Annotated in this window: 22 protein-coding genes; 21 read left to right on the top strand and 1 reads right to left on the bottom strand. The window is 56.3% G+C overall.

Features of this window, described 5'->3' with window-relative positions; all coding sequences use genetic code 11:
- The first annotated feature begins 31 nt into the window (after positions 1-31).
- From kdsC to phnP, 21 genes are all read left to right on the top strand, one after another.
- Complete coding sequence (gene kdsC / locus Q7O77_RS00860; RefSeq protein ID WP_085651060.1) at positions 32-598, top strand: 3-deoxy-manno-octulosonate-8-phosphatase KdsC; 567 nt, start codon at positions 32-34, stop codon at positions 596-598.
- Positions 595-1,164 (top strand): LPS export ABC transporter periplasmic protein LptC, encoded by a 570-nt coding sequence (gene lptC / locus Q7O77_RS00855; RefSeq protein WP_304162452.1) that lies wholly within the window; start codon positions 595-597, stop codon positions 1,162-1,164. The genes kdsC and lptC overlap by 4 nt, the downstream gene beginning before the upstream one ends.
- Positions 1,142-1,720, top strand: a complete 579-nt coding sequence (gene lptA, locus Q7O77_RS00850; RefSeq protein ID WP_304162449.1) for a lipopolysaccharide ABC transporter substrate-binding protein LptA — start codon at positions 1,142-1,144, stop codon at positions 1,718-1,720. The genes lptC and lptA overlap by 23 nt, the downstream gene beginning before the upstream one ends.
- A 3-nt stretch (positions 1,721-1,723) precedes the next feature.
- Positions 1,724-2,449, top strand: a complete 726-nt coding sequence (gene lptB / locus Q7O77_RS00845) for an LPS export ABC transporter ATP-binding protein (RefSeq protein WP_085651063.1) — start codon at positions 1,724-1,726, stop codon at positions 2,447-2,449.
- A gap of 45 nt (positions 2,450-2,494) precedes the next feature.
- Positions 2,495-3,928, top strand: a complete 1,434-nt coding sequence (gene rpoN / locus Q7O77_RS00840; RefSeq protein WP_304162445.1) for an RNA polymerase factor sigma-54 — start codon at positions 2,495-2,497, stop codon at positions 3,926-3,928.
- Positions 3,929-3,952: 24 nt separating this feature from the next.
- The gene (hpf, locus tag Q7O77_RS00835) at positions 3,953-4,240 is read left to right on the top strand and encodes a ribosome hibernation promoting factor (RefSeq protein WP_085651065.1); all 288 of its coding nucleotides are present in this window, start codon (positions 3,953-3,955) and stop codon (positions 4,238-4,240) included.
- 99 nt (positions 4,241-4,339) lie between these two features.
- On the top strand, positions 4,340-4,828 hold the full coding sequence (ptsN, locus tag Q7O77_RS00830; RefSeq protein ID WP_304162441.1) for a PTS IIA-like nitrogen regulatory protein PtsN: 489 nt from the start codon (positions 4,340-4,342) through the stop codon (positions 4,826-4,828).
- A gap of 161 nt (positions 4,829-4,989) precedes the next feature.
- Positions 4,990-5,844 carry an RNase adapter RapZ gene (gene rapZ, locus Q7O77_RS00825; protein ID WP_085651067.1) on the top strand — a complete coding sequence of 285 codons (855 nt, stop codon included), beginning with the start codon at positions 4,990-4,992 and terminating at the stop codon, positions 5,842-5,844.
- A complete protein-coding gene (gene npr / locus Q7O77_RS00820; RefSeq protein ID WP_304162437.1) occupies positions 5,841-6,113 on the top strand; it encodes a PTS phosphocarrier protein NPr in 273 nt (90 codons plus the stop codon). The genes rapZ and npr overlap by 4 nt, the downstream gene beginning before the upstream one ends.
- Before the next feature lie 563 nt (positions 6,114-6,676).
- Positions 6,677-7,588 carry a phosphoenolpyruvate mutase gene (gene aepX, locus Q7O77_RS00815; protein ID WP_304162434.1) on the top strand — a complete coding sequence of 304 codons (912 nt, stop codon included), beginning with the start codon at positions 6,677-6,679 and terminating at the stop codon, positions 7,586-7,588.
- 59 nt (positions 7,589-7,647) lie between these two features.
- Positions 7,648-8,802 (top strand): phosphonopyruvate decarboxylase, encoded by a 1,155-nt coding sequence (gene aepY / locus Q7O77_RS00810; protein ID WP_304162431.1) that lies wholly within the window; start codon positions 7,648-7,650, stop codon positions 8,800-8,802.
- 52 nt (positions 8,803-8,854) lie between these two features.
- A complete protein-coding gene (locus Q7O77_RS00805) occupies positions 8,855-9,754 on the top strand; it encodes an NAD(P)-dependent oxidoreductase (protein ID WP_304162427.1) in 900 nt (299 codons plus the stop codon).
- A 3-nt stretch (positions 9,755-9,757) separates the two neighbouring features.
- Positions 9,758-10,201 (top strand): phosphonate C-P lyase system protein PhnG, encoded by a 444-nt coding sequence (gene phnG / locus Q7O77_RS00800; RefSeq protein WP_304162489.1) that lies wholly within the window; start codon positions 9,758-9,760, stop codon positions 10,199-10,201.
- 2 nt (positions 10,202-10,203) lie between these two features.
- Positions 10,204-10,806, top strand: a complete 603-nt coding sequence (phnH, locus tag Q7O77_RS00795) for a phosphonate C-P lyase system protein PhnH (RefSeq protein ID WP_085651073.1) — start codon at positions 10,204-10,206, stop codon at positions 10,804-10,806.
- Positions 10,806-11,912, top strand: a complete 1,107-nt coding sequence (locus Q7O77_RS00790) for a carbon-phosphorus lyase complex subunit PhnI (RefSeq protein WP_085651074.1) — start codon at positions 10,806-10,808, stop codon at positions 11,910-11,912. Before phnH ends, Q7O77_RS00790 begins: the two co-directional genes overlap by 1 nt.
- On the top strand, positions 11,902-12,786 hold the full coding sequence (locus Q7O77_RS00785; RefSeq protein ID WP_085651075.1) for an alpha-D-ribose 1-methylphosphonate 5-phosphate C-P-lyase PhnJ: 885 nt from the start codon (positions 11,902-11,904) through the stop codon (positions 12,784-12,786). Before Q7O77_RS00790 ends, Q7O77_RS00785 begins: the two co-directional genes overlap by 11 nt.
- A complete protein-coding gene (phnK, locus tag Q7O77_RS00780; protein ID WP_085651076.1) occupies positions 12,770-13,564 on the top strand; it encodes a phosphonate C-P lyase system protein PhnK in 795 nt (264 codons plus the stop codon). Before Q7O77_RS00785 ends, phnK begins: the two co-directional genes overlap by 17 nt.
- Before the next feature lie 28 nt (positions 13,565-13,592).
- Positions 13,593-14,312 (top strand): phosphonate C-P lyase system protein PhnL, encoded by a 720-nt coding sequence (phnL, locus tag Q7O77_RS00775; RefSeq protein ID WP_304162416.1) that lies wholly within the window; start codon positions 13,593-13,595, stop codon positions 14,310-14,312.
- Positions 14,299-15,435: an alpha-D-ribose 1-methylphosphonate 5-triphosphate diphosphatase gene (gene phnM, locus Q7O77_RS00770; RefSeq protein WP_304162415.1), complete on the top strand. Its 1,137-nt coding sequence runs from the start codon at positions 14,299-14,301 to the stop codon at positions 15,433-15,435. Before phnL ends, phnM begins: the two co-directional genes overlap by 14 nt.
- A 1-nt stretch (position 15,436) precedes the next feature.
- On the top strand, positions 15,437-15,973 hold the full coding sequence (gene phnN, locus Q7O77_RS00765) for a ribose 1,5-bisphosphokinase (RefSeq protein WP_304162412.1): 537 nt from the start codon (positions 15,437-15,439) through the stop codon (positions 15,971-15,973).
- A 16-nt stretch (positions 15,974-15,989) separates the two neighbouring features.
- Positions 15,990-16,763 carry a phosphonate metabolism protein PhnP gene (gene phnP / locus Q7O77_RS00760; RefSeq protein ID WP_304162409.1) on the top strand — a complete coding sequence of 258 codons (774 nt, stop codon included), beginning with the start codon at positions 15,990-15,992 and terminating at the stop codon, positions 16,761-16,763.
- A 39-nt stretch (positions 16,764-16,802) separates the two neighbouring features.
- On the opposite strand, the gene pmbA is transcribed toward phnP, so the two are convergent.
- On the bottom strand, positions 16,803-18,143 hold the full coding sequence (pmbA, locus tag Q7O77_RS00755; protein ID WP_304162406.1) for a metalloprotease PmbA: 1,341 nt from the start codon (positions 18,141-18,143) through the stop codon (positions 16,803-16,805).
- Positions 18,144-18,262: the final 119 nt, after the last annotated feature.

The following is an 18,262-nucleotide window of genomic DNA, read 5'->3' as shown; positions in this document are numbered from 1 at the left end:
AACCCGGCTGTAAACCAAGGACAAGCGTGAAATGAGTAAAACCCCGCCGAACACCGAGACCTGCTACGGCCCCGTCGCCGACGCAGTGATGGGCAAGGCCCGAGATATCCGTCTGCTCATCTGCGATGTGGACGGCGTGCTGTCCGATGGTCTGATCTACATGGGCAATCAGGGCGAAGAGCTGAAAACATTTAACGTCCGGGACGGCTACGGCATCCGCTGCCTGCTGACGTCCGACATCGACGTCGCCATTATTACCGGTCGTTCTGCCAAGCTGCTGGAAGACCGTTGCAGGACCCTGGGGATTTCTCACCTTTATCAGGGACAGTCTGATAAGCTTTTGGCCTTCCGCGAGCTGTTAGATAAACTGGCGCTTGAGGCCCATCAGGTCGCCTATATCGGCGACGATTTGATTGACTGGCCGGTCATGGCGGAAGTCGGACTGAGCGTCGCCGTGGCGGATGCCCATCCGCTGCTGTTGCCCCGCTCGGATTATGTGACGCGCACCGCTGGCGGGCGCGGCGCCGTACGCGAGATTTGCGACCTGATTCTGCAGGCGCAGGACAAGCTGGAGTTGGCTAAAGGGTTGTCGATATGAATAAAACAAAGCGCTGGCTGACCGCCCTGCTGGCACTGATCGCGCTGGTGCTGATCGGCTTGAATCTGACGTCTACCCACGATGACGCGGCACCGGCGGTGTCGGAGAACAACGCGCCGACCTACACCACTCAGCAAAACCTCACCGTGGTGTATGACCCTACGGGGAAACTGGCCTACAAGCTGGTGACTGAAAAAGCCGAATATTACGAAAATGATCAGCTGACCTGGTTCACCCAGCCGGTCGCCACCATGTACAACGAATTAGGCGTCGCGACCTGGTCAGTCCGCTCCGATCGAGCCAAACTGACTAAGGACCGCATGCTGTATCTGTACGGCCATGTCGAGATGAACAGCCTGACGACAGATTCCCAGCTGGAACGGGTCAAAACAGATAATGCCCAGGTAAACCTGATCACCCAGGATGTCTCATCCGATGATGAAGTGACGCTATACGGTGCCAGCTTTACCTCTAATGGTTTAAAAATGCGTGGAAATCTGCGCAACAAGACAGCAGAGTTGATCGAAAAGGTAAAAACCTCCTATGAAATTCCAAAAAATCAATAAAGCACTGCGCCACGCGCTGATCGCCAGCTCGCTGTTTTCCGCCAGCATGCCGGTATTGGCGCTGACCGGCGATACCGATCAGCCGATTCACATCGACTCCGACCAGCAGTCTTTAGACATGCAGGGCAACGTCGTCACGTTTACCGGCAATGTCATCGTCACGCAGGGATCGATCAAGGTCCAGGCGGACAAAGTCGTCGTCACCCGTCCTCAGGGCCAGCAAGGTCGTGAAGTCATCGAAGGGTTCGGGAATCCGGCGACGTTCTACCAGATGCAGGACAACGGCAAACCGGTCAAAGGCCACTCACAGAAAATGCGCTATGAGCTGGATAAAGACAACGTCATCCTGACCGGCAACGCCTATCTGGAACAGCTGGACAGCAACGTCAAAGGCGATCGCATCACCTATCTGGTCAAGCAGCAGCAGATGGAAGCATTCAGCGATAAAGGCAAGCGTGTGACAACGGTTCTGGTTCCGTCCCAGTTGCAGGACAAGAACGGCCAGCGCACCGCACCGGCCAAGTCCCCCAAACCGCAACAGCGAGCGACGCAATAACTCATGGCTACATTAATCGCAGAAAATCTGGCTAAGGCGTATAAAGGCCGCAAGGTCGTGGAAAACGTCAGCCTTAAGGTTAACTCCGGCGAAATCGTCGGCCTGCTGGGTCCGAACGGCGCGGGCAAGACCACCACGTTCTATATGGTCGTCGGCATCGTGCAGCGCGATGAAGGCCGTATCATCATCGACAACGACGATATCAGTCTGCTGCCGCTGCACGATCGCGCACGCCGCGGCATCGGCTACCTGCCGCAGGAAGCATCGATTTTCCGGCGGTTGAGCGTCTACGATAACCTGATGGCCGTGCTGCAAATCCGTAAGGATCTGACGCAGGAACAGCAGGCGGACCGCGCCAATGAGCTGATGGAAGAGTTTCATATTGCTCATTTACGCGATAGTCTGGGACAATCTCTCTCCGGTGGTGAGCGTCGCCGAGTGGAAATCGCCCGAGCGCTTGCAGCCAATCCCAAGTTCATTCTGCTGGATGAACCTTTCGCCGGGGTGGACCCAATTTCGGTGATAGATATCAAGAAAATTATCGAACACCTCCGCGACAGCGGTCTGGGTGTCCTAATCACCGACCATAACGTCCGCGAAACGCTGGACGTCTGTGAACGTGCCTATATCGTCAGCCAGGGCCATCTCATCGCCCACGGATCACCGGCGGATATATTGGCCAATGAACAGGTCAAACGTGTCTATCTGGGCGAAGGCTTCCGACTCTGACGTCATATTTTTGTTCGTATTATCCAAGGGAAGTTAGCGCTATTTATGAAGCAAGGTTTGCAACTCAGGCTTAGCCAGCAACTGGCAATGACGCCACAGTTACAGCAGGCAATCCGCCTGTTGCAGCTGTCCACGCTTGAACTCCAGCAAGAAATTCAACAGGCGCTGGAAAGCAACCCCTTGCTGGAACAAACCGATCCCCACGAGGAGGTCGAGACGCAAGAAAGCAGCAGCAGCGAAGCACTGGATACCCGGGAAGCGCTGGAGCAGAAAGATATGCCCGACGAGCTGCCGCTGGACGCCGCCTGGGATGAGATCTACACGGCGGGCACGCCCTCCGGCACCAGCACCGACTACCGCGATGATGAGCTGCCGGTCTATCAGGGCGAAACGACACAATCGCTGCAAGATTATCTAATGTGGCAGGTGGAGCTGACGCCGTTCTCCGACACCGATGCCGCCATCGCGACCTCCATCGTCGACGCGGTCGACCCCACCGGTTACCTGACCGTTTCACTGGAAGAAATCCGCGACAGCGTCGGTAACGAAGAGCTGACGATGGAAGAAGTGGAAGCGGTCCTGAAACGGGTGCAACGCTTCGATCCGGTGGGCGTGGCTTCGCGCGATCTGCGCGAATGTCTGCTGGTTCAGCTGTCGCAGTTCGACAATAAAATGCCGCGCTGGGAAGAAGCCACGCTGATCGTCAGCGAGTATCTCGACCTGCTGGCGAATCACGATTTCCGCACGCTCATCCGCGCCAGCCGTCTCAAAGAAGACGTGCTGAAAGAAGCTCTGGCGCTGATTCAGTCGCTCGATCCGCGTCCGGGACAGTCCATCAACACCGGGGAATCGGAATACGTGATCCCCGACGTCCTGGTGCGTAAAGTGCAGGATCGCTGGTCCGTCGAACTCAATACTGACAGCGTACCGCGGCTGCAGATCAACCAGCAGTATGCTGCGCTCGGCAACAGCACGCGCAGCGACAGCGACGGCCAGTTTATCCGGAGTCATCTTCAGGAAGCCCGCTGGCTCATCAAAAGTCTGGAGAGCCGCAACGACACGCTGCTGAAGGTCACCCGCTGTATCGTCGAACAGCAGCAGGCTTTCTTCGATCACGGCGAAGAGTACATGAAGCCCATGGTGCTGGCGGATATCGCTCAGGCGGTGGAGATGCATGAGTCCACCATTTCCCGCGTCACGACGCAGAAGTTTCTGCACAGCCCGCGCGGCATCTTCGAACTGAAATATTTTTTCTCCAGCCACGTCAATACCGACAGCGGCGGAGAAGCGTCGTCCACCGCCATCCGGGCGTTGGTCAAAAAATTAATCGCTGCGGAAAATCCCGCCAAACCGCTGAGCGACAGCAAGCTGACCACCCTGCTTTCCGATCAGGGGATCATCGTCGCTAGACGCACCGTTGCCAAATATCGCGAGTCTTTATCCATCCCACCGTCCAACCAGCGTAAACAACTGGTTTGACCTTGAACTGAGAAGGAAGACGCTATGCAGCTGAACATTACCGGACACCATGTCGACATTACCGATGCCCTGCGCGAATTTTTAAACACCAAATTCGCGAAGCTGGAACAGTATTTCGATCGCATTAATCAGGTGTACGTGGTGCTGAAAGTGGAAAAAATTCAGCAAATTGCTGAAGCCACGATCCACGTTAACGGCGGTGAGCTGCATGCCACATCAGAAGCGGGCGAGATGTATGCCGCCATCGATCTTCTCATCGACAAGCTGGCGCGACAGTTAAACAAACATAAGGATAAACTGAAGCAGCACTGATTATTGCCCCGCCTCCAGGCGCAGGGACCGGAACGGCCCGCTCGGTAAGAGCCGCCGTTTCGGTAGCTGGAGGCCCTAGTGTTGTCAGGTGAATATAAAATGAATAACGATTCCATTATGCAACTCAGCGCCGTACTTCGACAGGAGTGCACCCGCAACGCTGTGAACTGCCAGAGTAAAAAGCGCGCTCTGGAAATCATCAGTGAACTGGCGGCGGCACAGCTCAATCTGCCCTCACAGATTATCTTTGAAGCCATTCTGGCGCGGGAACGTATGGGCAGCACCGGTATCGGCAACGGTATTGCCATTCCTCATGGCAAGCTGGAGAACGATGACTCGCTAAGCGCCGTAGGCGTCTTCATCCATCTGGATCACCCCGTCGCCTTCGATGCCATAGATAACCAGCCTGTGGACCTGCTGTTTGCCTTGCTGGTTCCCGCCGAACAATGTAAAACCCATTTGAATACGCTGGCGCTGGTCGCCAGACAGCTGTCGGATAAGGCGCTGTGCCGCCGTTTACGGAGTGCGCAGAGCGACGAAGAGCTGTATCAGATCATGACCGAATCGGATAGCGCCGATCAGCCCTGAACCTAGGGGCGAATCGCATCCAAACAAAGAATATGACAGTACCGGATACCATGCAGACAGCGTCTGCGTCCGGTAAAAATTCCGGCGAAAGCCGGATGACTAACATAAGCTAACGGTGGCAGCGAGACCTACACCATTCCGCTGCCTGGGGGAGTCGTCAGATGGTGCTGATGATTGTCAGTGGTCGTTCAGGCTCGGGCAAATCCGTGGCCCTGCGCGCGCTGGAAGACATGGGTTTCTACTGCGTGGATAACCTGCCTGTAATTCTGTTGCCGGATCTGGCTAATGCCCTGGCGGCGCGGAATATATCGGCGGCGGTCAGCATTGACGTGCGCAACATGCCGGAAACGCCGGAAGTGCTGGAACAGGCGCTGACCCGACTGCCGAGCAGTTTCTCGCCGCAGCTGCTGTTCCTGGACGCCGACCGCAATACGCTGATCCGCCGCTACAGCGATACCCGTCGCCTGCACCCGCTATCCAGCCAGAACCTGTCGCTGGAAAACGCCATCGACGAAGAGAATAATCTGCTGGAGCCGCTGCGCTCCCGCGCCGATTTGATCATCGACACCTCCGAGATGTCAGTGCATGAACTGGCCGAAATGTTGCGCGCCCGCCTGTTGGGCAAGCGCGAACGCGAGCTGACGATGGTGTTTGAATCGTTCGGCTACAAGCACGGTATCCCGATTGACGCCGACTATGTGTTTGACGTTCGCTTCCTGCCGAACCCGCACTGGGATCCGAAGCTGCGACCCATGACCGGGCTGGACAAACCTGTCGCGGCGTTTTTGGATCGCCATACCGAAGTGCATAACTTCATCTATCAAACGCGCAGCTATCTTGAGCTGTGGCTGCCGATGTTGGAAACCAACAATCGCAGCTACCTGACCGTAGCGATTGGCTGCACCGGCGGTAAACATCGTTCGGTGTACGTCGCCGAGCAGTTGGCCGATTACTTCCGCTCCAGAGGCAAAAACGTGCAACTGCGCCACCGTACGCTGGAAAAACGTAAATCATGACCGTAAGACATACCGTAGAAGTCAAAAATCGCCTGGGTATGCACGCCCGTCCGGCGATGAAACTGTTTGAACTGGTACAAAACTTCGATGCCGAAGTCATTCTGCGCAATGAAAGCGGTACTCAGGCGGAAGCCAGCAGCGTCATCGCCATGCTGATGCTGGACTCCGCCAAGGGTCGGCATATTGAGATCGAAGCGACCGGTCCGGACGAAAACGAAGCGCTCGCCGCCGTCGTTGAGCTGTTCAATGCGGGCTTTGACGAAGAGTAGCGCGAGTACCGCTCGTTTTTCCTCTTCATACTTCTCTTTTTCTTCCCCCCTCTTAGGGCGCTGTATTTCCTCGCGCATAAACTATTTCCGCGCTATCCCTTTGCCCTGCAGGAAATAACATCACTGTTCCTATAATGGTCCTATATTTTTTGTTACTTTCGAAAAAGTAATCGTTCACAACTAAGACGGGTAAATAACATTAAGTTATTTTCTTATCTTCATTTTCATAAAGAAGCCTCAAATTTCCCTTAGGCCCAAAAACTGGAAATGGCCTTAAACAATATACGATCATGTTTATTCGCCAGATTAACAAGGTGTTTATCCTATTTCTTTTTAACCAATGCTGCCATTTTTTCTTTTAACTTCATAAAGATATAAATAACTGCAAAAAAAACTCAAAAACCGGATCTGATTTGAAATGAAAGTCATTATTAATAAAATACAAAACACGACCTAGCCCAATTACTCGCTAGCGAGCCGGAATAATCTTATTTCATTCGGGCTGCGTCGAATGACCAACGGATAAGTTTAAGTGATGGAAATACAATAATGAGGATATTAATATGTCTAAAAGCATAGCCAATAAAGGCCAAACGCCTGGTTCTCGTCGTGGCGCATTGAGGGAACTGCTGAATAACAAAAAAGCCATTCGCGTAATGGAAGCTCACAGCCCATTATCCGCCATGCTGATTGAAGAAGCGGAATATACAAAAGGTGACGAGCATTACAATTTTGATGCTTTTTGGTCAAGTTCTCTGACCGATTCTACTTTACGGGGTCAGCCCGATACAGAATTAGTCAATTACAGCCGCCGGTTTAATTCCATCGCGGATATTTTTAATGTCACAAATAGCCCACTCATTTTTGACGGTGATACCGGCGGCCAGATTGAACATCTGGTGTACCACATCCGCGAGGCCGAGAACCTGGGTATCTCCGCCATCATCATCGAGGATAAAACCGGCCTGAAAAAAAATTCGCTATTCGGTAATGAAGTCAAACAAACTCAGGCGGCGGTGGAGGACTTCTGCGCCAAAATCAAAGCGGCCAAACAGGCTCAGTTGACGCCGGAATTCATGCTGATTGCGCGCATTGAAAGCCTGATTTTAGAAACTGGTATGGACGACGCTATCCACCGCGCGCTGCGTTATGTCGAAGCGGGAGCGGACGGCATTATGATCCACAGCCGCCTTAAAACTCCCGATGAGATTCTCGAGTTTGCAAAACTATTTCGTCATCACTACCCGCAGATCCCCTTGATTTGCGTGCCGACCAGTTTCAATGACATTACCTTCGAACACCTGGTCGAGAGTGGTTTTAACATCGTGATTTATGCCAACCATATGTTGCGAGCTTCTTATCCAGCCATGCGCGAAATTCTGCCTCAAATTCTCAAACATGGCCGCACACAAGAAATAGAAGACAAATGTATTTCTATAAAGGAGATCCTCAACTTAATTCCCGGCACAAAGTAATTACTAAAAGCCTAATAATTTAGCAACCTCACCAATCATCAAAGAAGAAGGAACTTATTATGATTAGCCCTGATGAATTTTTGGGTTTTTTACACCATAAAGGTATTAAATTTTATAGTGGCGTCCCTGATTCTTTATTAAAAGAATTGTGTCTGGCTATTGACGGAACAAAAGAAGACATTCATCACCAGTTAGCCTGCAATGAAGGAGCAGCGGCGGGAATGGCCATTGGCTACCATTTGGCTACCGATTCAGTTCCCGTTGTTTATTTACAAAACTCCGGCCTGGGAAATATCGTTAATCCGGTTTGTTCGCTGGCGACGACGGATGTTTACAGTATCCCGGCGCTATTTATTATCGGCTGGCGTGGCGAAACAAAACCAGACGGAACTCAACTGCATGACGAACCACAGCACGTGATGCAGGGTCGGGTCACACTCCCGCAGTTAGATGTACTGAATATTCCTTACCGTATATTGGAAGGCGATCCTCACAGTGATTTCCCGCAGGTAGACCAGCTACTGCAACAGGCAAAAAACGAAAAACGTCCTGTCGCTCTGGTCGTGCGTAAAAATACGTTCTCTCCCTGCAAACAACCTAAGCAACCATCCGCGACGTCAGCCACGCTGCTGCGCGAGGAGATTGTCGCGGAAGTCCTGTCGGCACTCCCGGCCGACGTCCCCATCGTCAGCACCACCGGTATGCTATCGCGCGAGCTGTTCGAGCTACGAGAACAACGAGGCGAAGAACACGATCGCGATTTTCTGACCGTGGGCGGCATGGGGCTCGCCAGCCAGATAGCGCTGGGCATCAGCGAAGGTCTACAGGGCAAGAAAGTCGTCTGCCTGGACGGCGACGGCGCAACGCTCATGCATATGGGCGGGCTGACCAACAGTGCCCTTTCGCCCACGCTTATCCATATTGTCATCAATAACGGCGCTCATGAATCCGTCGGCGGTCAGCCGACGGCCGCGTCGCACCTCCCCTTGGCCCCCATCGCTACCGCCTGCGGCTATCGCCGAGTCACGGCGGTAGGAAGCCGAGAGGCTCTGCAAGCCGCTCTTCGCAAGGCGCTGGCGAGTCAGGGAAGTCAGTTCATCGAAGTGAAATGCCGTATTGGACACCGCGGCAATCTGGGACGGCCCACCACATCGCCCTCTCAGAACCGATCCTGCTTTATGCGGTTTCTGTCACAGTCGGCTCATTCGAACTGATAACACCCCAGCCACCCTTCCCCGAAGCGGTGACGTTGAAAGGATGCTCAATATGACAAAACACATTTCCCTGGTTGGCGTCGGCGTACTAGGAAAGGCGATCGCACTCAGGCTACGCCAGTGCCAATACACCCTCAGCCTTTACAATCGTACGGCAAGTAAAGCTGAAGCACTCACCGGCGGCGGCGCACACGCGGTGAGCTCACTCAGCCAGTTATTGACGCGTAAAGCACAGATCATCCTGATTTGCCTGACCGATGCTCAGGCCACTAAAACGCTTTTTTGCACCCCTGAAATAAAAAATAAACTCGAAGAAAGTCAGCCTCTTATTGTCAATATCAGCACTATCGGTCCCCAAGATAGCCAGCACATGGAGGCATTTTTCCAACGACACGGCGCTCACTACGTAGAAGCCCCCGTTTCCGGGGGGCCCGAAGGCGCGCGCACCGGCAAACTGGCTTGCTGGGTAGGCCCCATCCCGCCGGCCTTTGCCGACGTTTTGCCCCAGTTGCTCTCCTTCCTGAGCAACGACTATGCCGTCATGGACAGCAACCAGGCCGCGCAGGCCATGAAAGTGATCAACAACTACTGCGAAGCCGTCCACCTGCTGGTCGCCGCAGAGTCCATTCTGCTGGCGGAGAAGTCCGGCATCAGCCAGTCCGCTTTGCAGAAAGCGCTACCGCTAGGGCGAGGTCGCTCCACCTATATGGAGGTGATGCTGAATCGCTATCTTCACCCCACTGACCTGGTTTCCGTCCCGTTAGCTATCCGCATCAAGGACCTGGATCTGGCACACGCCCTGTTTCAGGAACGAGCGATCCATAGCGCCTTTTTTGACCGTGTTCAGCGCATCTATCTGAATACCGCCGAAGCCCTCAGGCCGCCCCAGGATCAAACCGCGTGTTTTGCCTATTTGTCGAAGCAGTCACAACAGCAAGAGCCGGAGGCGTAAATGGTGGCGAAGAAAGAGCAACGAGCTTATTGGATGTCCGTGCTGTCACGCAGCCGTGCCGAAGCACTGCTGTCATTTTGGCAACCCCTCAATATTGCCGCGGACTATCAATTACTCAGACCGACGGAAATCGGCCTGATCCAGCTACAAGGGCGCATGGAATCCACAGGGCAGCGTTTTATGGTGGGCGATATGACCGTCACCCGCTCGGCTCTGCAGATTACGGACGGCATTTGCGGCTACGGCTATATCCTCGGCAGAGACAAGACCCATGCCGAGCGCTGTGCCTTGATTGATGCTTTATTACAAACCCAGTCCGCCTTTAACCAGCTGTGGAAAAACGTGGTCTCTCCTCTTGCCAAGCAACAGCAAGCTGAACATGACCGTCAGCGACGAGAAGTCGCCGCCAGTCGAGTCAACTTCTTTACGTTGGTCAGAGGAGAGTAATCATGGACATTTTGAATGGATTCGCTAATCCGGTATTCGGCACTCAGGCCTGCTTCAGGAAAATCGTCAAAGCCATGAGCGAACCCGGGGTCACTGTGACCGTTCCCGGGATTGAGGGACTGGACAATATTTCTTCATCGACCATCGCCGTGCTGTTGACGCTGAGCAGCCACAAAACGCCGCTGTTCATCGACCGAAATATCAGTAATCCACTCCTGCTGAGAACGCTGTGTTTGCACACCAATGTCCCGATTACCTCCAATGCGGCAGAAGCGTATTTCGTCCTGTTGAACGGGAAAACCAACACGTTCGACAGTCGTCCGATCCAACACGATCTGATGTGCTTCCCCTGCGGCAACGAAATCGAGCCGGAAAAGTCGGCCACCATCATTCTGGAGGTTGATGGACTCAACAACGGCAGGTGCCTGAAGCTTAGCGGCCCTGGCGTGAATAACGTCAAAATCATCTCTCCGCATCTTCCCAGCGCGATACGGCGCTATCTCTGCGAGCGGCCACATCCCTTCCCTATGGGACTCGATTTTCTTTTCACCTCTGGCAAGAAGCTGCTCGCTATACCCCGAACCACTCGAGTGGAGGAGTGCTGATGTATGTTGCAGTGAAAGGCGGTGAAAAAGCCATTGAAGCCGCACACCAACTTCAAGCCTGCCGTCGGCGCGGTCAGCCGCATATCCAGGAGCTGAGCTGTGAACAAATTGAACAGCAGCTCGGCCTGGCGGTCGACCGCGTCATGACCGAAGGCAATATCTACGATCGCGAACTGGCTGCGCTGGCGATCAAACAGGCCAGCGGCGATCTCGTCGAAGCGATTTTTCTGCTGCGCGCCTATCGTTCCACCCTGCCACGCTGGGGGGTGAGCGAACCGCTAGATACTGCATCCATGCGCCTGGAAAGGCGTATTTCCGCCATCTTTAAAGATCTCCCGGGCGGGCAACTACTTGGATCGACTTACGACTATACCCACCGGCTGCTGGACTTCAGGCTTCTGGCCGAAGGCGCACAGCCGACAGCTCCGACAGCGCCGGAAACGCAGGAAGAAAGCGAGGACGAAGAGACGATGGCTCATGCGTTCCATTTTCTGACGCAGCAGGGGCTGGTGCCGCCGGTGGAAGACCTCGACGAAGAGCCGGCGGATATCACCCTGCAGCCGCCGAGCTATCCGTGTCCGCGTTCCGCACGTTTGCAGCAGTTGGTCCGCGGCGATGAGGGTTTTTTACTGTCGCTGGGTTACTCCACCCAGCGCGGCTACGGCCGCAATCACCCTTTTGTCGGCGAGATCCGCACCGGTCTGGCCAAGGTGGAGCTGTTCATCCAGGAAGTAGATATGACGGTGGAAATCGGCGACATCCTGTTAACCGAGTGCGAAACCGTCAATGGCTTTATCAAACCCATGGAACAAGCCCCGCACTTTACCCGCGGCTATGGACTGGCCTTTGGCCGCGCCGAACGCAAAGCGATCACCGTGGCACTCGCGGATCGTGCGCTACAGGCCGCCGACTACCACGAAGAAGTCCAGGGTCCGGCTCAGGATGAAGAGTTTGTTCTGTCTCATGTCGACAATGTCGAAGCGGCCGGTTTTGTCTCTCACCTGAAACTCCCACATTACGTCGATTTTCAATCAGAACTGGAACTCCTCAAGCGTCTGCGACAGGAGTATTCATCCACGCAGGAAGACCAACATCATGACGACTAACGCTTCTGAAGATGTAGAACAAACCGCCTATAACTTTGCCTATCTGGATGAAGGCACCAAAGGCATGATCCGTCGCGCCATCCTTAAAGCTATCGCCATTCCCGGCCATCAGGTGCCCTTCGGCAGCCGGGAGATGCCGATGCCTTACGGGTGGGGGACCGGCGGTATTCAGATTACCGCCAGCATCATCGGGCCGGACGACGTTCTCAAAGTCATCGACCAGGGGGCCGATGATACGACCAACGCCGTCTCTATCCGCCATTTCTTCCGCAACGTTGCCAACGTTGAAACAACGGAAAAGACGGCGGAGGCGACCATCGTTCAGACCCGCCACAGAATACCGGAGACGCCGCTGAAGGAAGATCAGATCATCGTCTACCAGGTGCCTATTCCGGAGCCGCTCCGATTTATCGAGCCGAGGGAGACGGAGACCAAGAAAATGCACGCGCTGGAAGAGTACGGTGTCATGCAGGTCAAGTTGTATGAGGACATCGCGCGCTACGGGCACATCGCCACCACGTACGCCTATCCGGTCAAGGTCAATCAGCGCTACGTGATGGACCCTTCTCCTATCCCCAAATTCGATAATCCCAAAATGCATATGATGCCGGCCCTGCAACTGTTCGGCGCCGGACGCGAAAAACGCATTTATGCGGTTCCCCCTTATACCCCCGTCGAAAGCCTTGACTTCGACGATCATCCCTTCACCGTGCAGCAGTGGGACGAGCCCTGCGCTATCTGCGGCTCTCATGACAGCTTTTTGGACGAAGTCGTCATCGATGATGCGGGCAGCCGCATGTTTGTCTGCTCGGACACCGACTATTGCCAGCAGCAACAGGACCATCAGGAGAAAGAGCATGAAAACACGCAATAACCACGGTAAGGACGGCGGTCCGCTGTTGTCCGTCGATACGCTCACCCATCTGTATGCGCCGGGAAAAGGGTTCCAGGATGTCTCGTTCCAGCTATGGCCGGGTGAAGTTTTGGGGATCGTCGGGGAATCCGGGTCGGGTAAAACCACCTTGCTCAACGCGATTTCCGCCCGCCTGACGCCACAGCAAGGCACCGTCACCTACCGGGATAATCAGCAGCAAACGCTGTCGATTTATGACATCAGCGAGCGTCAGCGTCGGGCGCTGATCCGCACCGAATGGGGCATTGTCTGGCAGCATCCTCTGCAGGGACTGCGCCCGGCGGTGTCCGCGGGCGGCAACATCGGCGAACGCCTGATGGCTATCGGCGACCGCCATTACGGCCATATCCGCGAGACGGCGGAGCGCTGGATGAGCAACGTCGAATTGCCCACCGAACGGATGGACGATCTGCCGACCACGTTCTCCGGCGGGATGCAGCAGCGTCTGCAAATCGCCCGCAATTTGGTGACCTCGCCGCGCCTCATTTTTATGGATGAGCCGACTGGCGGACTGGATGTATCGGTCCAGGCCCGCCTGCTTGACCTGCTGCGTACGCTGGTGACGGACATGCAGCTGGCGGTCGTCATCGTCACCCACGATCTGGGCGTAGCGCGCCTGTTATCCCATCGTCTGCTGGTCATGCAGCAAGGGCGAGTCGTCGAACAGGGGCTGACCGACCGCGTGCTGGACGACCCTCATCATCCTTATACCCAACTGCTGGTGTCATCCATCCTCTAGCAGACCAACCCCCCAGGAGGCGCCTTTAATGGATATTCGCCTACGCATTGAACATGTGAGTAAAACTTTCGTACTGCATAACCAGCAGGGCGCTCGTCTGCCGGTTTTCAGAGACATCAATCTCGAGGTGAGAAGCGGTGAGTGCATCGCCCTCCACGGCCATTCCGGCAGCGGAAAATCCACGCTGCTGCGTTCACTCTACGGCAACTATCAGCCGGATCGCGGCCACATTTACGCACGCCACCAGGACGACTGGGTAGACATGGTGTCGGCCGACGCGCGCTACATCCTCGATGTGCGCAGACATACGATCGGCTGGGTCAGCCAGTTCTTACGGGTCATTCCGCGCATCAGCACCCTAAGCGCCGTCATCCAACCGCTGCTGGAGCGGGGTATTTCGCGTCAGGAAAGCGAAATCCGCGCCGGTGAATTGCTGACTCGGCTGAATGTGCCGGAGCGACTGTGGTCGCTGGCGCCAGCCACGTTCTCCGGCGGCGAACAGCAGCGAGTGAATATCGCCCGCGGACTTATCGGCGACTACCCCATTCTGCTGCTGGATGAGCCGACCGCCTCGCTGGATGCGGTCAATCGCGATGCCGTCACGCAGTCCATCATTCAGGCCAAAGCGAGAGGTGCGGCCATCGTCGGTATTTTCCATGACGAAGAGGTTCGCGCACGCGTGTCTGACCGCATCTATGCCATGCCCGTCACCGCGCCTCATGAGGAGGGATCCTATGATCATCAATAATGTACGAATGGTGTTATCGGACGAGGTCATCAACGGATCGTTATCGATTCATCAGGGTGTGATTCAGCACGTCAGCGATGCGCCGAGCCATTTACCCGAAGCGCTGGACGGCGGCGGCGCGTGGCTAATCCCCGGACTGATTGAGCTACATACCGACAACCTCGACAAATTTTTCACCCCGCGTCCCGGCGTCAGCTGGCCGCCGACGTCCGCCATGCGCGCGCACGACGCCGCGATTATCTCCAGCGGGATCACCACCGTGTTGGACGCAATCGCCGTCGGCGATGTCCGGGACGGCGGCCACCGGCTCGACAACCTGCGCAAGATGACCGATACGGTGGTCGAGACGCAGAAAGCGGGCCTGAACCGCGCGGAACATTTACTGCATCTGCGCTGCGAACTGCCGCATAAGGATACGCTGCCGCTATTTGAACAACTGTGCGACCTGCCGCCAGTCACGCTGGCGTCGTTGATGGATCACTCGCCGGGCCAGCGCCAGTTCGCCTCGCGGGAGAAGTACCACGAGTATTACAAAGGCAAATACCACCTCAACGATGAGCAAATGGCGCAGTTTGAAGCGGACCAAATTGAAGGCTCGCAGCGCTGGTCCCTGTCCAACCGTGAAGACATCGTCAGTCTTTGCCGGGCCAAAGGGATCACGATGGCCAGCCACGATGATGCGGCGGAAGAACACGTGATGGACGCCTATCGTCACGGCGTGGCGATCGCCGAATTTCCCACGACGGAGATCGCCGCCCGCGCGGCCCATCAGGTAGGGATGCATGTGCTGATGGGCGCGCCCAATGTGATCTGCGGCGGCTCACACTCGGGCAACGTCGCCGCGCATCAGCTGGCGGAAGCCGGTTTGCTGGATATCCTCTCTTCGGACTACTACCCCGCCAGTCTGCTGGAAGCCGCGTTTCTGATAGCAGAAGACGAGCGCAACGACTACAGCCTGCCTCAGGCTATTGCGCTGGTCAGCCGTAACCCGGCTCAGGCGCTGCGTCTGAATGACCGGGGGCTAATCGCCGAAGGGAAGCGCGCCGATCTGGTTCTGGTCCGTCGTCATGGCCCGCAAATGACGCTGCAACGGGTATGGCGGCAAGGCGAGCAGGTATTCTGATATGAGCAGACTGATCTATTTGATAGGGCCTTCGGGCGCGGGAAAGGACAGTCTGCTGGATGCGATACGCGCCAGCTCGCCGCAACGCCTGCTGGTTGCACACCGCTACATCACCCGGCCTGCCGGTCTGCCCGGAGAAAACCACGTTCCGCTCACGGCCAACGAGTTTGGCCAACGTTGTCGTCACGGCCTGTTCGCTCTGCACTGGCAGGCGCATCATTACCACTACGCCATCGGCATCGAGATCGATCTGTGGCTGGAACGGGATCTGGATGTGGTCGTCAACGGCTCGCGGGCTTACCTGAAACAGGCGCAACAGCGTTACGGCGCGCGGCTGTTTCCGCTTTGTCTGGCGGTATCGCCCCCGATCCTGCGTCAACGGCTGCTGACGCGCGGACGGGAAAATGAGACTCAGATCGAAGCGCGACTATTGCGGGCGCAGGAACAGCAGCGCAATTTGCCGTCAGACTGCGCCTTACTGCATAACGACGGTCCGCTGCCCCAGACGCTGGCGCGATTCTGGCAGTTGCTGTCTTAAACGGAGAGAAAAGAGAATGTCTGATGAGACGCGTCACACGTCGATATTTCATTTTCTGGGCACCGGCGGCGCGCAGCAGGTTCCGGCTTTCGGCTGTGACTGCGTGGTGTGTCAGAGCGCACGCTCGTCTCTGCAACGTCGGCGGCGCGCCTGCTGCTGCGCGCTGATCGACCAGGGGGAAATGACGCTGATCGACGCAGGCTTGCCCGATCTGGACAACCGTTTCAGCGCCGGGGAGATTCATCGCTTTCTGCTCACCCATTACCACATGGACCACGTTCAGGGACTATTCCCGCTGCGCTGGGGCTGCGGCGAAGCGATACCGGTGTTCGGGCCGCCCGATCCCGATGGCTGCGACGATCTGTACAAGCACCCCGGCATGCTGCAATTCCAGCCTCCGCTGACGCCCTTCGACACGGTGCTGTTCGGCCGTGTGGCGACCACGCCGCTGCCGCTGCGCCACTCCAGAATGACCTATGGTTATCTGTTCCAGACGCCGTCCACTTCGCTGGCCTACCTCACGGATACCGTGGGGCTGCCGGAGGACACCGAGCGTTTTCTGGCCGGACGGCCGTTGGATTATCTGGTGCTCGACTGCAGCGAGCCACCGCAGCCCACGCCTCCCAGAAATCACAACGATTTGAACCTCGCGCTGGCGATCTTCGAACGGTTAAAACCGGGAAAAATGTACCTGACGCATATCGGTCATTCACTGGATTGCTGGATGCGGGAGCACCCGTTGCCAAAGCATGTGCATGCGGCGTACGACGGGCTGAGGCTGAAACTGTAGGGGAACACGCGACGCAATCAGCGCCGCGTGTGTCGGGGATTACGCCCCGGCGATCTTCATGGCCGGCAGCAGGACCGAACCGCACTGGATATTACTGCGGGTTTCAATATCGTCGCCTACGGTGACGATATTACGCAGCATGTCTTTCAGGTTGCCCGCGATAGTGATTTCGCTGACGGGGTACTGGATCTGACCGTTCTCCACCCAGAAACCGGCCGCGCCGCGCGAATAGTCGCCCGTCACGCCGCTAACGCCCTGTCCCATCAGTTCGGTCACCAGCAGCCCGGTTCCCATTTCGCGCAGCATGCCGTCGAAGTCCAGACCGCGCCCGGCGATGCGCCAGTTGTGAATGCCGCCCGCGTGACCGGTGCTCTGCATTCCCAGTTTGCGTGCCGCATAGGAGGTCATCAGCCAGGTTTGCAGCACGCCGTCTTTCACAATATCGCGCGCCTGCGTGCGAACCCCTTCGCTGTCGAACGGCGTGGACGCCAGCCCTTTGCGCAAATGCGGCAACTCGCTAATCGTCAGCCACTCGGGCAGGATCTGCTGGCCCAGCTGATCCAGCAGGAAGGTGGATTTGCGATAAACGCTGCTGCCGCTGATGGCACCCACCAGATGACCGAACAGGCCGGTCGCGACCTCCGCGCCGAACATCACCGGCGCCTGCATGGTAGACAGCTTACGCGGCGCCAGTCGGGACAGCGTGCGGCGTGCGCACTCCTGACCGACCCACTCCGGCGTTTTCAGATCGTCCAGCGCGCGTCCGATGGTGTAGGCGTAATCGCGCTGCATGTTGCCGCCTTCGCCGGCGATCACGCAGCTGGACATGGAGTGGCGGCTGGAGCAGTAGCTTTGCAACATTCCGTGGCTATTGCCGAAGACCTTCACGCCGTAGTAGCTGTTGAAGCTGCCGCCTTCCGTATTGGTGATGCGGTCATCCGCCTGCAACGCGCTCTGCTCCGCGCGGGCCGCCAGCTCAATGCCGCGCTCCGCATCCAACTCGGCAGGATGAAACAGATCCAGATCCGGCGCATCAAACGCCAGCAGGGCTTCATCCGCCGGACCGGCGAAGGGATCAACCGAGGTGTATCGCGCGATATCCAGCGCGGCCTGCACGGTACGGGCAATCGCCTCCGGACTGAGGTCCGTCGAGGACGCACTGCCTTTGCGCTGCTGATGGTAGACGGTAATGCCTAACGCGCCGTCGCTATTGAATTCAACGTTTTCCACCTCGCCATAGCGGGTGCTGACGCCGATCCCCGTGGTCTTGGTCACCGCGACTTCCGCGGCATCCGAACCGGCGCGGGCCAACTCCAGCGCCTGCGCCACTGCCTGTTCCAGCGTTTTTCGCTGCTCTGCAACCTGAGTGATAATTGTCATTGATTCGCCATCATGAGTAAGAAAACATCCTGATAATGTAGGCGGTCACGAGGCGCGTCTGCACGCGATTCGTGCCATACCTCTGCGTAATAAAGAGGTAGCGTGATATCCTTGAGTCT

The organism is Lonsdalea britannica (assembly GCF_946477055.1).
GTDB lineage: Bacteria > Pseudomonadota > Gammaproteobacteria > Enterobacterales > Enterobacteriaceae > Lonsdalea > Lonsdalea britannica_A.
Note: the sequence above shows the minus strand (reverse complement) of the source record. Positions and strands in the feature narration are given on the sequence as shown.

Bases quoted from the DNA above. Each gene is read 5' to 3' on its own strand.
- kdsC (WP_085651060.1), top strand. From the start codon at position 32: ATGAGTAAAACCCCGCCGAACACCGAGACCTGCTACGGCCCCGTCGCC.
- lptC (WP_304162452.1), top strand. From the start codon at position 595: ATGAATAAAACAAAGCGCTGGCTGACCGCCCTGCTGGCACTGATCGCG.
- lptA (WP_304162449.1), top strand. From the start codon at position 1,142: ATGAAATTCCAAAAAATCAATAAAGCACTGCGCCACGCGCTGATCGCC.
- lptB (WP_085651063.1), top strand. From the start codon at position 1,724: ATGGCTACATTAATCGCAGAAAATCTGGCTAAGGCGTATAAAGGCCGC.
- rpoN (WP_304162445.1), top strand. From the start codon at position 2,495: ATGAAGCAAGGTTTGCAACTCAGGCTTAGCCAGCAACTGGCAATGACG.
- hpf (WP_085651065.1), top strand. From the start codon at position 3,953: ATGCAGCTGAACATTACCGGACACCATGTCGACATTACCGATGCCCTG.
- ptsN (WP_304162441.1), top strand. From the start codon at position 4,340: ATGAATAACGATTCCATTATGCAACTCAGCGCCGTACTTCGACAGGAG.
- rapZ (WP_085651067.1), top strand. From the start codon at position 4,990: ATGGTGCTGATGATTGTCAGTGGTCGTTCAGGCTCGGGCAAATCCGTG.
- npr (WP_304162437.1), top strand. From the start codon at position 5,841: ATGACCGTAAGACATACCGTAGAAGTCAAAAATCGCCTGGGTATGCAC.
- aepX (WP_304162434.1), top strand. From the start codon at position 6,677: ATGTCTAAAAGCATAGCCAATAAAGGCCAAACGCCTGGTTCTCGTCGT.
- aepY (WP_304162431.1), top strand. From the start codon at position 7,648: ATGATTAGCCCTGATGAATTTTTGGGTTTTTTACACCATAAAGGTATT.
- Q7O77_RS00805 (WP_304162427.1), top strand. From the start codon at position 8,855: ATGACAAAACACATTTCCCTGGTTGGCGTCGGCGTACTAGGAAAGGCG.
- phnH (WP_085651073.1), top strand. From the start codon at position 10,204: ATGGACATTTTGAATGGATTCGCTAATCCGGTATTCGGCACTCAGGCC.
- Q7O77_RS00790 (WP_085651074.1), top strand. From the start codon at position 10,806: ATGTATGTTGCAGTGAAAGGCGGTGAAAAAGCCATTGAAGCCGCACAC.
- Q7O77_RS00785 (WP_085651075.1), top strand. From the start codon at position 11,902: ATGACGACTAACGCTTCTGAAGATGTAGAACAAACCGCCTATAACTTT.
- phnK (WP_085651076.1), top strand. From the start codon at position 12,770: ATGAAAACACGCAATAACCACGGTAAGGACGGCGGTCCGCTGTTGTCC.
- phnL (WP_304162416.1), top strand. From the start codon at position 13,593: ATGGATATTCGCCTACGCATTGAACATGTGAGTAAAACTTTCGTACTG.
- phnM (WP_304162415.1), top strand. From the start codon at position 14,299: ATGATCATCAATAATGTACGAATGGTGTTATCGGACGAGGTCATCAAC.
- phnN (WP_304162412.1), top strand. From the start codon at position 15,437: ATGAGCAGACTGATCTATTTGATAGGGCCTTCGGGCGCGGGAAAGGAC.
- phnP (WP_304162409.1), top strand. From the start codon at position 15,990: ATGTCTGATGAGACGCGTCACACGTCGATATTTCATTTTCTGGGCACC.
- pmbA (WP_304162406.1), bottom strand. From the start codon at position 18,143: ATGACAATTATCACTCAGGTTGCAGAGCAGCGAAAAACGCTGGAACAG.